The 14,859-nt window shown below is 60.5% G+C and carries 16 protein-coding genes; 10 read left to right on the top strand and 6 right to left on the bottom strand.

The genetic code is table 11. The features are described from left to right. Window positions 1–409 precede the first annotated feature (409 nt). Window positions 410–1,783, bottom strand: coding sequence for a nucleotide 5'-monophosphate nucleosidase PpnN (gene ppnN / locus AC1DVH_RS11390; protein WP_477753881.1), 1,374 nt, complete (start codon window positions 1,781–1,783; stop codon window positions 410–412). 234 nt (window positions 1,784–2,017) lie between these two features. Here ppnN and AC1DVH_RS11385 point away from each other — a divergent pair, with 234 nt between their 5' ends. Continuing rightward, window positions 2,018–2,545 carry a DUF3087 family protein gene (locus tag AC1DVH_RS11385; protein ID WP_477753880.1) on the top strand — a complete coding sequence of 176 codons (528 nt, stop codon included), beginning with the start codon at window positions 2,018–2,020 and terminating at the stop codon, window positions 2,543–2,545. 84 nt (window positions 2,546–2,629) lie between these two features. After that, entirely contained in the window at window positions 2,630–4,174 is a 1,545-nt protein-coding gene (locus tag AC1DVH_RS11380) for a sensor domain-containing diguanylate cyclase (protein ID WP_477753879.1), read from the top strand. A gap of 79 nt (window positions 4,175–4,253) precedes the next feature. On the opposite strand, the gene AC1DVH_RS11375 is transcribed toward AC1DVH_RS11380, so the two are convergent. The 3 genes from AC1DVH_RS11375 to AC1DVH_RS11365 form a co-directional block, all read right to left on the bottom strand. After that, window positions 4,254–4,616 carry a DUF2784 domain-containing protein gene (locus AC1DVH_RS11375; RefSeq protein ID WP_477753878.1) on the bottom strand — a complete coding sequence of 121 codons (363 nt, stop codon included), beginning with the start codon at window positions 4,614–4,616 and terminating at the stop codon, window positions 4,254–4,256. Window positions 4,617–4,676: 60 nt separating this feature from the next. Next, window positions 4,677–5,552 (bottom strand): 4-hydroxy-tetrahydrodipicolinate synthase, encoded by an 876-nt coding sequence (gene dapA, locus AC1DVH_RS11370; protein WP_477753877.1) that lies wholly within the window; start codon window positions 5,550–5,552, stop codon window positions 4,677–4,679. A gap of 285 nt (window positions 5,553–5,837) precedes the next feature. Next, a complete protein-coding gene (locus tag AC1DVH_RS11365) occupies window positions 5,838–6,773 on the bottom strand; it encodes a GGDEF domain-containing protein (RefSeq protein WP_477753876.1) in 936 nt (311 codons plus the stop codon). Between the two features lie 168 nt (window positions 6,774–6,941). Between AC1DVH_RS11365 and AC1DVH_RS11360 the strand changes: the two genes are divergently transcribed. The 3 genes from AC1DVH_RS11360 (at window position 6,942) to AC1DVH_RS11350 (ending at window position 8,163) form a co-directional block, all read left to right on the top strand. Further along, window positions 6,942–7,640, top strand: coding sequence for an AzlC family ABC transporter permease (locus tag AC1DVH_RS11360; protein WP_007978998.1), 699 nt, complete (start codon window positions 6,942–6,944; stop codon window positions 7,638–7,640). Further along, the gene (locus AC1DVH_RS11355) at window positions 7,640–7,951 is read left to right on the top strand and encodes an AzlD domain-containing protein (protein ID WP_177413237.1); all 312 of its coding nucleotides are present in this window, start codon (window positions 7,640–7,642) and stop codon (window positions 7,949–7,951) included. The genes AC1DVH_RS11360 and AC1DVH_RS11355 overlap by 1 nt, the downstream gene beginning before the upstream one ends. A 65-nt stretch (window positions 7,952–8,016) precedes the next feature. Continuing rightward, window positions 8,017–8,163 carry a hypothetical protein gene (locus AC1DVH_RS11350; protein ID WP_008051909.1) on the top strand — a complete coding sequence of 49 codons (147 nt, stop codon included), beginning with the start codon at window positions 8,017–8,019 and terminating at the stop codon, window positions 8,161–8,163. Between the two features lie 167 nt (window positions 8,164–8,330). On the opposite strand, the gene AC1DVH_RS11345 is transcribed toward AC1DVH_RS11350, so the two are convergent. Further along, the gene (locus tag AC1DVH_RS11345; RefSeq protein WP_477753875.1) at window positions 8,331–9,011 is read right to left on the bottom strand and encodes an SOS response-associated peptidase family protein; all 681 of its coding nucleotides are present in this window, start codon (window positions 9,009–9,011) and stop codon (window positions 8,331–8,333) included. Between the two features lie 196 nt (window positions 9,012–9,207). On the opposite strand from AC1DVH_RS11345, the gene AC1DVH_RS11340 reads away from it, so the two are divergent. Next, window positions 9,208–10,107 (top strand): polysaccharide deacetylase family protein, encoded by a 900-nt coding sequence (locus AC1DVH_RS11340; RefSeq protein WP_477753874.1) that lies wholly within the window; start codon window positions 9,208–9,210, stop codon window positions 10,105–10,107. Between the two features lie 84 nt (window positions 10,108–10,191). On the opposite strand, the gene AC1DVH_RS11335 is transcribed toward AC1DVH_RS11340, so the two are convergent. After that, window positions 10,192–11,079, bottom strand: a complete 888-nt coding sequence (locus AC1DVH_RS11335; protein WP_477753873.1) for a LysR family transcriptional regulator — start codon at window positions 11,077–11,079, stop codon at window positions 10,192–10,194. A gap of 127 nt (window positions 11,080–11,206) precedes the next feature. Between AC1DVH_RS11335 and AC1DVH_RS11330 the strand changes: the two genes are divergently transcribed. From AC1DVH_RS11330 to AC1DVH_RS11315, 4 genes are all read left to right on the top strand, one after another. After that, window positions 11,207–12,346: a muconate cycloisomerase family protein gene (locus AC1DVH_RS11330; protein ID WP_477753872.1), complete on the top strand. Its 1,140-nt coding sequence runs from the start codon at window positions 11,207–11,209 to the stop codon at window positions 12,344–12,346. A gap of 10 nt (window positions 12,347–12,356) precedes the next feature. Continuing rightward, entirely contained in the window at window positions 12,357–12,647 is a 291-nt protein-coding gene (catC, locus tag AC1DVH_RS11325) for a muconolactone Delta-isomerase (RefSeq protein ID WP_477753871.1), read from the top strand. A gap of 52 nt (window positions 12,648–12,699) precedes the next feature. Further along, window positions 12,700–13,629: a catechol 1,2-dioxygenase gene (gene catA / locus AC1DVH_RS11320; protein WP_477753870.1), complete on the top strand. Its 930-nt coding sequence runs from the start codon at window positions 12,700–12,702 to the stop codon at window positions 13,627–13,629. 168 nt (window positions 13,630–13,797) lie between these two features. Then, complete coding sequence (locus AC1DVH_RS11315) at window positions 13,798–14,757, top strand: AraC family transcriptional regulator (protein ID WP_477753869.1); 960 nt, start codon at window positions 13,798–13,800, stop codon at window positions 14,755–14,757. The last annotated feature ends 102 nt before the right edge of the window (window positions 14,758–14,859 follow it).

Genomic DNA, 14,859 nt, shown 5'->3' with positions numbered 1-14,859 from the left:
GATCAAGATCAAGAGCTGCAGGCGAGCTAACGCTCGGCCTGATGAGTGGTGAGGAGCGTGGGTGTACGCCGAACTGCCTTTGTTTTTCTGTGGGAGCTGGCTTGCCCGCGAAGGCGGCCTGACAGCCGACCAAGCTCTTTCACATGTACCCGGCCCAACTGTGGGAGCGAGACTGCTCGCGATGGCGGCCTGATAGCCGACCAGAGTTTTACGGATGTCCCCGGTCCCTGTGGGAGCGAGCTTGCTCGCGATGACGGTCCGACAGCCGACGAATAGTCCTCTGGCTCACACCACCAATGTGGCGAGGGAGCTTGCTCCCTCGCCACAGGAATTTGTGTTTGTCAGGATGTGGTGATCCATTGTGGTGAGAGGGCAAGCTCCCCTCACCACAGCGTGTGGACCAGATTGGCTACGCCACCACGCGATAACACGGCACATACGCCGCCCCACCCGGCAGTTTCATGCGGTGCTGGGCGACGAAGGCTTTGAGCAGCAGGTCCAGCGGCTGCATGATCGCGGCGTCGCCACGGATCTGGTAGGGCCCGTGCTCTTCGATCAGGCGGATGCCCTTGTCCTTGACGTTGCCGGCGACGATGCCGGAGAACGCGCGGCGCAGGTTGGCCGCCAGTTCGTGGGACGGCAGGTCGAGGCTCAGCTTCAGGTTGGCCATGTTTTCGTGGGTCGGGTCGAACGGGCGCTGGAAGCCTTCGTCGATTTTCAACAGCCAGTTGAAGTGAAACGCATCGTTGCGCTCGCGACGGAACTGCTTGACCGCCTTGAGGCCCTGGGTCATCTGGCGGGCCACTTCGGCCGGGTCATCGATGATGATCTGGTAGTGCAGCTTGGCGGCGTCGCCCAGGGTGGCGCCGACGAACGCGTCCAGTTGTTCCAGGTACGGCGCGGCATGTTTCGGCCCTGTGAGGATGACCGGGAAGGGCAGGCCTTCATTGCCCGGGTGCATCAGGATGCCGAGCAGGTACAGGAACTCCTCGGCCGTCCCGGCGCCGCCCGGGAAGATGATGATGCCGTGGCCGACGCGGACGAAGGCTTCCAGGCGTTTTTCGATGTCCGGCAGGATCACCAGTTCGTTGACGATCGGGTTCGGCGCTTCGGCGGCGATGATTCCGGGTTCAGTCAGGCCCAGGTAGCGGCCGCCGTGGATGCGTTGCTTGGCGTGGGCGATGGTCGCGCCTTTCATCGGGCCTTTCATCACGCCGGGGCCGCAACCGGTGCAGATGTCCAGGCTGCGCAGGCCCAGTTCATGGCCGACTTTCTTGGTGTATTTGTATTCTTCGGTGTTGATCGAGTGCCCGCCCCAGCACACCACGATCTTCGGCTCGACGCCGGGACGCAGGGTGCGGGCGTTGCGCAGCAGGTGGAAGACGTAGTCGCTGATGCCCTGGGAGCTGCTCAGGTCGATGCGTTGGCTGTCGAGTTCGTTTTCGGTGTAGACGATGTCACGCAGGGCGCTGAACAGCATTTCGCGGGTGCTGGCGATCATTTCGCCGTCAACGAAGGCGTCGGCCGGAGCGTTCAGCAGTTCCAGGCGTACGCCGCGGTCCTGTTGGTGAATGCGGATCTCAAAATCTTTATAGGCTTCAAGAATGGTCTTGGCGTTGTCGACATGGGCGCCAGTGTTGAGGATGGCCAGGGCGCACTGGCGGAAGAGGGTGTAGGTGCTGCCGGAACCGGCTTCGCTCAATTGCTGGACTTCCCGTTGCGAGAGCGTTTCCAGGCTGCCTTTGGGGCTGACGGAGGCGTTGATAACTTGGCGTTGGGTCATTCAATGATCCTTAAAACGATGTCATTCATACAGCAACCACGAATGGCATCCGAATAATGTGTATTCATGAAAGAAGATGGCACGAACTGTGTGGTCTCGCCACGTCCCTCGCTTGACGATGAAAAGATGAAAAGGACCCCCAGCATAGCTAAATCCCTCGCAGAGGTGATAATGGCCCGCTGTCTTTTTGTCCCGGACCCCTTTTTACCATTGAAGCTCAGGAAACCCGACGCAATGTTCGAAATCCAGCCGATGAACGCCGACACCTACCGGCAACAGACGCGGCGCAGCACGGTCATCATTGCCCTGATCTTTCTGGCGCTGGCGATGATTCTGTCCACGGCGGCGGTGGCTCTGTTCGGCGAGGCTGGGGGCGATAATCTGCCCTTCAACGTCGGTGGCGTGTTTGTTGCGGTGCTGGCGATGGCGGCGCTGATGCGCAAAGTGTTCTGGCGCCAGGAATGGATGGCGCCGGCGGTCTATAGTTGGCAACTCAAGCGCAGCCTGATGAGCATCACCAATGTCATGCATCATGTAACGGCGGCCGTGGAACAGGGTGATCCGGTTGCCATGAAGCTGTTGCGTTTCTACCATTTGGGGTTGAACCAGATGCATCAGCTCGATGGCAACTCCAGCGACCACGGCCAGTTGATCCGCGAAATGGATCAGCACAAGGAACGGATGCAAGCGCTGGGCATCGATACCGGGCAGACGCGCCTGGATCCGGCGTGGCTGGAGGCGGTAAAGCAGGCGGCGCGCTAACATCATTGCGAGCCTGTAGCAGGCATAGTGAGCAAAAGCGGCGATCAGGAAGACTCGCCCTGTCACAGACAATCAGGGAGCACCATGCGACATCCGTCGATCAACGATCATATTGAAATGCTCCGGCCAGCCGTGCCCCGACTCAAAGTCCGTTCGGCGGTGATCCTGCTGGCGGCGGTGTGCCTGTCGATGATGGCTATCGTGATCTGGGAGGTCTGGAGTTCACGCCAGTACCTGCTGCATGACAAGGAAGTGGCGATGTCCAACCTTGCGCAGACCCTGGCCTCGCAAGCGCAGGCAACGATCAAGCAGGCCGACACGCTGCTGTTCACCCTGGTCGATCGGCTGGAGCACGAAGGTGTGGATCAATCCCGGCTGCCACAACTGCTCAACGTCCAGCGCCGTGAGTTGAGCCAGCTCCACGGCCTGTTCGTTTACGACGAAAAAGGGCAGTGGATCGCCAACTCCAATGGCGCCGGCCAGACCGGCGTCAACAATTCCGACCGCGAATACTTCATCTTCCATCGCGATAATCCCAGCCGTGGGCCGCACATCGGGCCRTCGATCAAGAGCCGTTCGAGCGGTGAATGGATCATGACGGTTTCGCGCCGGGTCAATCATCCCGATGGCAGCTTTGCCGGCGTGGCGCTGGCGTCGATTTACCTCAGCCATTTCCTGCAACTCTACGACAGCATCGACATGGGCAGTAACGGGGTGATCAACCTGATCGCCGACAATGCCAGCATTGTCATCCGCAGACCCTTCAAGGAGACGGATATCGGCACCAGCCTCGCCAAGAGCCCATTGTTCACCCAGTTGTTGCCCAAGGGCGACGGGGGCATGGCCACGATCAGGTCGATTGTCGACGGTGTCGAGCGGGTGACGGGGTACCGCCGGGTCGAGGGTTATCCGCTGATCGTTTTTACCGCGCTGAACAAGGATGAAGTGCTGGCCAGTTGGCGCCGGGAAACCCTGCTCAGCGTCTGCATCGTCACGCTGTTGCTGAGTTTTCTCGGGGTGCTGGGGTTGCGGCTTATCAAGCTGATGAAGCAGCAGAATCTGGTGCAGGTCGAGTTGCTGGACACCCAGGACAAGCTCCTGGAGGTCAATCGCAACCTCGAGGGCCTGGCCCTCAAGGACGCGCTGACGGGGCTGGCCAACCGGCGTCAGCTCGACGCTTTCATCGATGCCGAAATGGGGCGCGCCCGACGCAGCCAGGCCGAGTTGGCGCTGCTGATGATCGATGTCGATCATTTCAAACCGTTCAACGACCGCTACGGCCACCTGGCCGGTGATGAGTGTTTGCGCAAGGTCAGCGCGATCATCACGGACAACATCAAGCGCCCCGGTGACCTGGCCGCCCGTTATGGTGGCGAAGAGTTCGCCGTGGTGCTGCCTGGCTCCGATTACGTGGGGGCATTTCTGGTGGCGGAGAAAATCCGCCGCGCGGTGCTACAGGCCGACATTGCCCACAGCGACAGCCCGCAAGGCACCGTGACCGTCAGCGTCGGCGTGTGTGCCAGCAATGCCGATTCCCAGGTCCGTCCCGAAGACCTGATCGGTGCGGCAGACAAGGCGCTGTACGTGGCCAAGGCCAGTGGGCGGAACATGAGCGTGATTGCCAATTGAGCGTCGGGCGTCAGGCAACCCGATCCGTTCCTTGAACCAGTCGGATGGCCAGGGCGCGACCGTCAGGCAGGTTGAAGATTCAGGCTGCCCATCGCTTGATCAACCGAAGATAGATCAGCACGTTGATCAGCAACACCACGGCGCCCAATCCCAACTGAATGCCGGGTGTCAGCCCGGCCGGGTAAATCACCGGCCAAATGTAATGCTCGATGAATCCACCGCCATAGCCGGTTTGCCCGGCCCCATGACGCATGCGGTTTTCCCAGTCGGTCAGCGGGCAGGGCAGGTGGAAGAATTCCACCGCCATACCCCACAGCGCAGCGGGCGGATGCCACCAGATCAGGTGGCGCCATTTGAGCACCAGCAACCCGCCGAACAACACAAACACAATGAACAACAGGTGAAACAGCATCAGTCCATCGGCGGCGATTCGGTACAGCATGTCGGTGCCCCTGAAGGCTGAACGAATCGCTCCATGGTACTCGGGCCGGTGGCGGGCGCTCTATCGATTGTCGCGATCCAACGCCCTTAGCACGCCCTTCAAACGCTCAGTCATCGATTCACTACTGCGTTGCATCGGTGCGCGCAGTTCGTCACCGATCAAGCCTTCCAGGGCCAGCGCGGTTTTCACCGGGGCCGGGTTGGGCTCCAGGAACAGGCTGTTGATCAGCGGCAGCAAACGGAAAAACGTGGCGCGGCCTTCAGCCAATTGGTTGTCGCGGATCTGCCGGTGCAACTGCACGAACAGTTCGGGATGGACATGCGCCGATGCGGCAATCGCACCTTTGGCGCCCAGGCACAGGGCATTGAAGATCTGGTTGTCTTCGCCGCACAGCACGTCGACATGGCCGCTGTTGAGCAAGGCGAGGGTGTTCAAAAAATTACCGCCGCAATCCTTGATGGCGACGATGCGCTCGTGGGTGACGATGTTGAGCAGGGTCGCCTGTTCGAAGGCAACGCCGGTACGGTAAGGGATGTCGTAGAGAATCAGCGGAACGCTGGAGGCATCGGCGACCGTGCGGAAAAACGCTTCGAGGCCCGCCTGGGAGGGGCGGATGTAATACGGCGCCGGCACCAGCAGGCCAGCCACCGGGCGCTTGAGGATCTCGCTCTGGAACTGCAACAACTCGATCAGGTTGTTACCGGCCAGGCCCATGACCACCCGCTGCGCCGGCACCAGCTCCAGCACCGCATCGAGCACCGCCAGTTGCTCATGTTTGCCCATCGCCGCCGGTTCGCCGGTGGTGCCGCAAACGATGAGGCCGTCGACACCTTTTTCCAGCAGATGGTTGACCAGCCGGCGCAAACCGACGAAATCGATGGCGCCGTTGTGGAACGGTGTGACCAGTGGAACCCAGATACCTTGAAACGCTGACATGCACTTTCTCCTGATGGTTGACCGATTTCGTCACCGTCAGGAGCGTGGAAGGAGAGTAAGCAAGGGGAGGGTGGTCCGTCGCGCTCAATGTCCTGTCAGCTCATCTGACGGGACAGCGCGCCCCGGTCACATGAGCGACTGTTTCTTCGATTTGAGGGCGTGCGCAACGCAACCTTGCGCCTTGGCAATCAAGCCAATGACGGAAGTGTTGAGGTTGAAGGTTGCGGACATACTTGCTTACACCCTGAGTGAGGCGCCCAGTTTTAAAACCCGGAGCGCCGTTTGTCAATCACGAAAATCAGCGAACTCGGCGCGCATCCGACCATTGTGCTTGGCCTTGTAGAGCAACAGATCGACCTGTCCGACGAACTCCAGCGCCGTCGCATGCACCGAAACACCGGTGGTGCCGACACCGAGGCTGACGCTCAGCAGGTTCGACACCCCGGAAAACTCATGGGGAATCTGCTGCTGGCGAATCAGGTGCAGGCACTTGTGCGCCACCAGCCTGGCGGATTCGGCATCGGTTTCCGGCAGCAGCCAGACGAATTCTTCACCACCGATCCGCGCGATGAAATCCCGTGGCCGATTGGCCGCCAGGGACAAGGTTTGCGCGACGCGGCGCAGGCATTCATCGCCCTTGATGTGGCCGTAATGGTCGTTGTACTGCTTGAAGTAATCGATATCCAGCACGATCACCGACAATGGCAAACCGGTGCGCTGGGCGTGGTTCCACTCGCGCTCCAGCACGGTGTCGAACATGCGCCGGTTGGCGATGCCGGTCAGGCCGTCCTGGAAGGAATACTCTTCGAGTTGTTTTTGCAGGCGGATCAGGTGTTCTTCGGTTTTCTTGCGCTCGCTGATGTCGAACATGAAACCCACCAGCGCCTCGACTTCGCCGTCCTTGCGCACCACGTGCACCACATCGCGGATCCACACGTACCCGCCGCTTTCGGTGAGTGCGCGATAGTCGGCTTCGTGATCGATACCGGCGCGCGATTGCGAGACGCAGAAGTCCATCACATAGTCGCGGTCATCCGGATGCATGCGCTCGATCCAGTCATTGACCGAAAGCCAGCTGTCCTGTTTCCAGCCGAGCAATTGCTCGATCTGCGGCCCGATGTAGCTGAAGGTCATGGTTTTCCAGTCGATGCGCCAGGGAATCGCCCGGGTCGACTCAAGCAGGGTTTTATAAACGTCGCTGTCGGTTTCGACTGAACTCATGAAGGGCCTGCCTCGATGAAAATGCAGCGCCATCATGTTGTTACCACTTTGGTGAATCAAGCGGGCAGCCGATGAATGGCACACAGTCGTATCAGTGAGCAAGATTGTTCAAGCCTTCGGCCGCGACTGCTGGCAAAGTCCCGGGTCTTTCCCTGTCTGTAGAGCGTTATGTCCAACTCAATCATGCCGCGCAGTGCTTTTTTGCGCGGCGCCGCAGCGATCATGCCGTTGTCCCTGGCCACCGCGCCCTGGGGCTTGCTGGCTGGTTCCATGGCCATCGAAGCCAACCTCACGCCCCTGCAAGGCCAGGGCCTGTCGAGTATTGTGTTTGCCGGTGCCGCGCAACTGGTGGCCATCGGCATGCTCAAGGGGGGGGCCGGGATTTTTTCGATCTTGCTCACCACGTTGCTGCTGACCTCCCAGCATCTGCTCTACGGGATGAGCATGCGCTCGGTGATTTCGCCATTGCCGGGGCGCTGGCGTGCAGGGCTGGGGTTCTTGCTCACCGATGAGCTGTTCGCCTTGACCAGCCAGCACGACAAACAGCAGTTCAACCGTTGGTACGCCCTGGGCGTGGGCCTGACGTTCTACATCGCCTGGAACCTGTTCACCCTGGCAGGCATCGTCCTTGGCAGCAGCATTCCGGGCCTTGAACACCTGGGCCTGGACTTCTCCATCGCGGCCACCTTCATTGCCCTGATCACGCCGGTGGTACGCAACGTGCCAACCGTAGTGTGCGTGGCGGTGTCGCTGTTCTGCTCGGTGTTGTTCAGTTACTGGCAATGGGGCTCGGCGCTGGTGCTGTCGGGGCTGGCGGGCATGACCGCCGGGTTTGTCTGCAATAAATTCTACGGTGGACGCACATGATGGTCTGGGCAGTGATTGTCGGAATGGGCGTGTTGGTGTTCCTCAACCGCTACGTTTTTCTGGAACCGCGGCTGCCGGTGCGCTTGAGCAGCAACGCCCGGCAGTTCCTCGGGTTTGCCGTGCCAGGCATGTTGACTGCGATCTGTGGGCCGATTGTGTTCATGCCGGAAAAACAGCTGAACCTGCACTGGGACAATCCCTATCTGATCAGCTCACTGGTGGCGGTCGCTCTGGTGCTTTACACGCGTAATACGTTGCTCAGCATGCTGTTGAGCATGGGCTTCTTCTTTTTGTTGCGCTGGTGGTTTTGAGCGGGGCAGGGGAACTGATCTAAACTTGAAATTGATGACCGATCCCTTCAGGAAGCGAGGTGAACATGGCCAATGAACCCAAGCAACCGGACCTGGAAGAAGACGAGGACGAACCCACGGAAGAAGAGATTGAACAGCAGAAGCGTTCGGTACCGGACTGGAAGCATCCTGACGACGGTAAGGAATTGTCAGAGCCTGACCGCAAGTTCTGACCGGCACGCCAATACATCTGTAGGAGCGAGCTTGCTCGCGATGGTCGTTAACGATAACGCGTGTTTACTGGCTAAACGCGGCGCCCTTGAATCCATCGCGAGCAAGCTCGCTCCTACAGTGAACAGCATTGCGCCTTCTGAGTGGGGCTTTGTCGTTATTGATAGGTTCATGGAATTTCTTTAATCAGCGCGGCGCCCTGGTTCCTGACATTGCCAACGGCCCTATCGACCTTGTACCACTCAAATACCTCACTGACCTCGCCCTGGGATAACGCCATTTCCTCGGCTCGTTCCTTGGGCGTGGCCGGGTCCAGCCATTCCCGCGCCAGCTCGGGGGAGAACACCACCGGTCGCCGGTCATGCACATCGAGCATGCCACCGGCGCTGTCGGCCGTCAGGATGACGAAACCGTCGTGCTCCCTGTGAGGGGCTCCGCCGATGGGGTATTGACCGATCGCCGCGCAGAAAACCGGCGCCCGATTGCGTCGCCGGATCAACCACGGTTGTTTGTTGCCGTCACCGGCGTCGACCCATTCGAACCAGTTATCAATCGGGCAAATCGCGCGATGGGGCCAGATCGCCCGGAAGTACGGGCCGTGGGCGACTTTCTCGACCCGGGCATTGACCGGCTCCGTGCGATCCGTCGCCCAGTGCGGTCGCCAACCCCAGCGCACGGCATCGGCGTGCAGCCGATCATTCTCCAGGTGCAACAGGGCGAGTTGCGTGGTGGGCGCGGCGTTATAGTGCGCCAGGGGTTCGTTGCCGACGTGGTTGATCAGCGCGTCGGGGATGCTCAGCACCGCCACGAAGTCGTGAATCCCGCGGTATTGCGACAGTCGTCCGCACATGACCTGACACTCTGGTTGAGCATTTTTTTCAGTTTAGTTGGTGGCGACGAAACGGGCTTGGCAAGCACTGGAACCAAACTCTGTGTACCTTATCCAACCTCGGCCCGCCGTCTCGATGCGGGCTGACGACGGATGAACGGGCGAAGGATTCCTGCCAATTGAAGTATCGACTTGATGGTCTGACCCAAGGCAAAAGATGAAACAGTTGTTCAAGTGTTTAACGGTGTGCGCCTTGGCAGTGGGTCTGCTGGGGTGCATCGCAGCACCGATCGAAATGACTGCGCAGACCGAGCAGCGTTTGCACGAGCAACCCCCCATCCGCTTTCTGCTGACCTTCGATGACGGTCCCAGTGCATCGAGCTGGTGGAACCCGACCGTGACGGTGCTCGAGAGCCTGGCGCAAAACCCACTGCAACCGGGCATCAAAGCCGTGTTCTTCGTGCAAACCCGCGCACCGCGGGCTGGCGGCAGCGAGCTGGGCCGGGACATCATGCGCCGCGAACACGCCGAAGGTCATATCCTGGGCTTCCACACCGCCACGCCCTGGCACACCAATCATCGCTCGCTGGAGCCCCAGGAGCTGGAGCATTCCCTGACCGATGGCAGCGCCGACATCGCGGCGATCACCGGCGCACCCCCAACCTTGCTGCGCCCGCCATTCTGGAACTACGACAAACGCACCTTCGCCGCTTATCAGCGGCATGGCCTGCATGTGCTGTTGACGGACTTGAGCGCCAATGACGGCAAAATCTGGGGCTTCAACGCCAGCCCCCGGCGCCGGTCGCACATGCTGCGTTCGATGTCCGAAGTCCGCGAACGCATTGCCCGCGGCGAACTGCCGGTGGTCGATGGGGTGATTCCGGTGGTGGTGACCTTCCACGACCTCAACCGTTATACCGCCCGGCAAACCCGCGAATACCTGCAGATWCTGCTCGACAGCGCCCGGGAGACCGGGGTGAAAACCGCGGACAAGCCGTTTTACGAGGATCAGGCCGCATTGCTGCGGGCTGCCATGGCGCGAACCGTGCGCGACGTTTCGCAGCCGGTCGAGTTGCCGGGGTTCTGGAATTGGATCTGGGGCGGGAACGCCCATTAGAAAACGTGCAGATAGGGCCGCTACGCAGCCCAGCGGGGCGGCGCGGGGTTCCGACAAGCTCCCTCGACACAGGTATTTACTGCCTTAAATTGCCGGTGGCAGCAGCTCATCTATCATCCGCAAACAATGGTTCAACCCCGGCGACACATCGCCCACCCGTCGGCTGAGAATGATCGGCGAGGTGGCGTTGTCTTCCAGCAATGGTGTGAAACCGATGTCGTCGCGGTGCAGCAACTGCACCGAGGCGGGCACCAGCGTGACCCCGATGCCTGCCCCCACCAGGCCGATCGCCGTTTGCAGCTCGTTGGTCCATTGCGCGACGTGGATGCGCACGCCATAGGACTCAAACAGGGCAATCACATGGTCGGCGTAACTCGGCCGTGGGTTGCCGGGGTACAGCACAAAGGGTTCCTTTGCCAGCTCCCGCAGGCTGATGGGACCGGCGAGCAGCGGATGCCCGGCGGGCAGGGCGGCGACCAGGCGGTCTTCGGTGAGCACGGTCTGGACGATGGCCGGATCGTCGATGCGGATCCGGCCGAAACCGATGTCGATGCGCCCGGCCTTGAGCGCCTGCACCTGTTGCAACGTGGTCATTTCCGACAGCCCCAGTTCAAGCTCCAGCGGCTCGCCGCTGCGCAAGCGGCGGATCAGTTCCGGCAGCACGCCATACAGTGTCGATGGCGCAAAGCCGATCCCCAGCCAGGTTTTCTCACCCAGCCCGATACGCCGCGTGTTGTCGCAGACCTTGTTCAGTTGTTCGAGCAGGGCGGTGGAGTGCTCATGGAAAAACCGCCCGGCGTCGGTCAGCTTCAGCGGTCGGCCGCGCTCCAGCAGCATCACCCCCAGTTCGTCCTCCAGTTGCTGGATCTGCCGGCTCAGGGGCGGTTGGGCGATGTGCAGCAGCTCTGCGGCGCGGGTGAAGTTGAGGGTTTGAGCCAATACCTGGAAATAACGCAGGTGACGCAATTCCATGGAGCCTCCAGATGCTGATCAGTTGCATACCTTTAAGGTATCAAGTCAGACCAATTCTATATTGGCATCGCGAAAAAAGCCGTACGAGAATCGATTCCAGAACTTCAAGAACCTGACGGGTATCGAAATGCTTGCAACAGCCATTGAGTCGATCGAGACGATCATCGTCGATCTGCCGACCATCCGCCCGCACAAGCTGGCGATGCACACCATGCAGAACCAGACCCTGGTGATCATTCGTGTGYGTTGCGCCGACGGCATCGAAGGCATCGGCGAATCCACCACCATCGGTGGCCTGGCCTACGGCAATGAAAGCCCGGACAGCATCAAGACCAACATCGACACGCACTTCGCACCGCTGTTGATCGGCCAGGACAGCAACAACGTCAACGCTGCCATGTTGCGCCTGGAGCGCAGCATCCGCGGCAACACCTTCGCCAAATCCGGTATTGAAACCGCACTGCTCGATGCCCTGGGTAAACGCCTCGGCCTGCCGGTCAGCGAATTGCTCGGCGGCCGTGTTCGCGACGCGCTGCCCGTGGCCTGGACCCTGGCCAGCGGCGACACCGAGAAAGACATCGCCGAAGCGGAAAAAATGCTCGACCTGCGTCGCCATCGCATCTTCAAACTGAAGATCGGCGCCGGTGAGGTCAACCGCGACCTGGCCCACGTCATCGCCATCAAGAAGGCCCTGGGTGACCGCGCCAGTGTGCGGGTCGACGTCAATCAGGCCTGGGACGAAGCGGTCGCGATTCGCGCCTGCCGGATCCTCGGCACCAACGGCATCGACCTGATCGAACAGCCGATCTCGCGCAACAACCGCGCCGGCATGGCTCGCCTGAACGCCATGAGCCCGGCGCCGATCATGGCCGACGAATCCATCGAATGCGTGGAAGATGCGTTCAACCTGGCCCGCGAAGGCGCGGCCTCGGTGTTCGCCCTGAAAATCGCCAAGAACGGTGGCCCACGCGCTGTATTGCGTACCGCCTCCATCGCCGAAGCAGCCGGCATCGCCCTGTACGGCGGCACCATGCTTGAAGGTGGCTTGGGCACCATGGCCTCGGCCCATGCCTTCGTCACGCTGAACAAACTGGCGTGGGACACCGAGCTGTTCGGCCCGTTGCTGCTGACCGAAGACATTCTCAGCGAACCGCTGGTGTACCGCGATTTTGAACTGCACGTGCCGAATACACCGGGTCTGGGCCTGAGCCTGGATGAAGAGCGCCTGGCGTTCTTCCGCCGCGACAAGACCATTCATCGAGCCTGAGGAGAGCATTATGCTGTTCCACGTAAAAATGACCGTGAACCTGCCGGTCGACATGAATCCGCAAGCGGCAACCAAACTCAAGGCTGACGAAAAAGCCCTGGCCCAGCGCCTGCAAGAGCAGGGCAAGTGGCGCCACCTGTGGCGCATCGCCGGGCACTACGCCAATTACAGCGTGTTCGATGTCGACAGCGTTCAGGAGCTGCATGACCTGCTGATGCAATTGCCACTGTTTCCGTACATGGCCATCGAGATCGACGCGATGTGCCGGCATCCTTCTTCCATCCGTGACGATGACCGCTGAGTCCAGCCTGTTCAGCGCGCTACGCTAATAATTACAAGATGAGGAACCCAGAATGAACGTCAAGATTTCCCACACTGCCGAAGTCCAGAAATTTCTCGAAGAAGCCAGCGGCCTGCTCAACGACGCCGGCAACCCACGAACCAAGGCGCTGGTGTACCGCATCCTGCGTGATTCGGTGAACATCATCGAAGACCTGGCCGTGACCCCGGAAGAATTCTGGAAAGCCGTCAACTACCTCAACGTGCTGGGCGCGCGCCAGGAAGCCGGGCTGCTGGTGGCCGGTGTCGGGCTGGAGCATTACCTCGACCTGTTGATGGACGCCGAAGACGAACAGGCCGGTAAGTCCGGCGGCACGCCGCGCACCATCGAAGGCCCGCTGTACGTGGCCGGTGCGCCGCTGTCGCAAGGCGAAGCGCGACTCGACGATGGCGTCGATCCGGGCGTGACCCTGTTCATGCAAGGCCGCGTGTTCAACACAGCTGGCGAACCTTTGGCTGGCGCCGTGGTCGACGTCTGGCACGCCAATACCGGTGGCACCTACTCGTACTTCGATACCACGCAATCGGAATTCAACCTGCGCCGCCGCATCGTGACCGACGCCGAAGGCCGCTATCGTTTGCGTAGCATCGTGCCGTCGGGCTACGGCTGCCCACCGGACGGTCCGACCCAGCAACTGCTCGATCAACTGGGCCGTCATGGCCAGCGTCCGGCGCACGTGCACTTCTTCATTTCCGCGCCGGATCATCGCCACCTGACCACCCAGATCAACCTCGACGGCGATCAGTACCTGCACGACGATTTTGCCTACGCCACCCGTGACGAATTGATCGCCAGGATCACCTTCAGTGACGATCAGCAGCGCGCGGCGGCCCATGGTGTGAGCGGTCGCTTTGCCGAAATCGAGTTCGACTTCACCTTGCAGTCGACCGCCCAGCCTGAAGAGCAGCAGCGCCACGAGCGGGTTCGCGCACTGGAAGACTGATCGCAAAATCCTGTAGGAGCGAGCTTGCTCGCGATGGTCGTTAACGATRACGCGTGTTTGCTGGCTAAACGTGGCGTTCTCAAGTCCATCGAGAGCAAGCTCGCTCCTACAAGTGTTTCGGTTCTAGAATGAACTGAAGCAACTCATAACAACAATCAGAGTGACCCGATGATGCAAGCTCAACTGTTGAGTCAGCGCAGCAGAGTATTCGACCATGCCGACCCTTATGCGGTGTCGGGCTACGTCAATCAGCACGTCGGCAACCACTGCATTCTCATGCCCCGCGCCGGCAGTCCGCTGGCCAGCCTTGATCATCGCAAGTTCGCCAGCCTCGACTTGTGCCGCATCAGCTACGGTGCCAGCGTGCGCGTGACGTCCGGTGCGCTGGACAGCATTTATCACCTGCAAGTGCTGCTGCGCGGCAATTGCCTGTGGCGTGGCCACGGCCAGGAACATTACTTCGCTCCCGGCGAATTGCTGCTGATCAATCCCGATGATCCGGTGGACCTGACGTACTCCGCCGATTGCGAAAAATTCATCCTCAAAGTCCCGACCCGCTTGTTCGAATCGGTCTGCGATGAGCAGCGCTGGCGCTATCCGCGGCAGGGCGTGCGGTTTCTGGAAAACCGTTATCAGCTCAATGAACTGGAAGGTTTCGTCAACCTGTTGGCGATGATCTGCCAGGAGGCTGAATCCACCGAGCAGATCCCCAGGGTGCAGGAGCATTACACGCAGATCATCGTCAGCAAGATGCTCAGCCTGATGAAAACCAATGTCTGCCGCCTCGAACCGGGCTCGCAGACCGCCACCTTCGAGGCGATTGCCGATTACATCGCCAATAACCTCAAGCAGGACATCGACAGCGAAGCACTGGCGCGCCAGGCGCACATGAGCCTGCGCTCGTTGTACGGACTGTTCGAGCGCAATGCCGGCCTTACGCCGAAAAACTACCAGCGCCAGAAACGCCTGGAACGCATCAACGCCTGCCTCAGCGACCCGACCTGCAACGTGCGCAACGTCACCGAAGTGGCGATGGATTACGGCTTCCTGCACCTGGGCCGGTTCTCCGACAGCTATCGCAAGCAGTTCGGCGAATTGCCGTCCGATACCCTCAAGCGTCGGCATTGAGACCTTCAAGTTTGATGTTGTCTGGTCTGGCGCCATCGCGAGCAAGCTCGCTCCCACAGGGATTTCTTCGCTCCTGTGGGAGCGAGCTTGCTCCGGGCGGCG

The organism is Pseudomonas sp. P4_C3, assembly GCF_056402075.1.
This window is presented reverse-complemented; position numbering and strand designations above follow the sequence as displayed.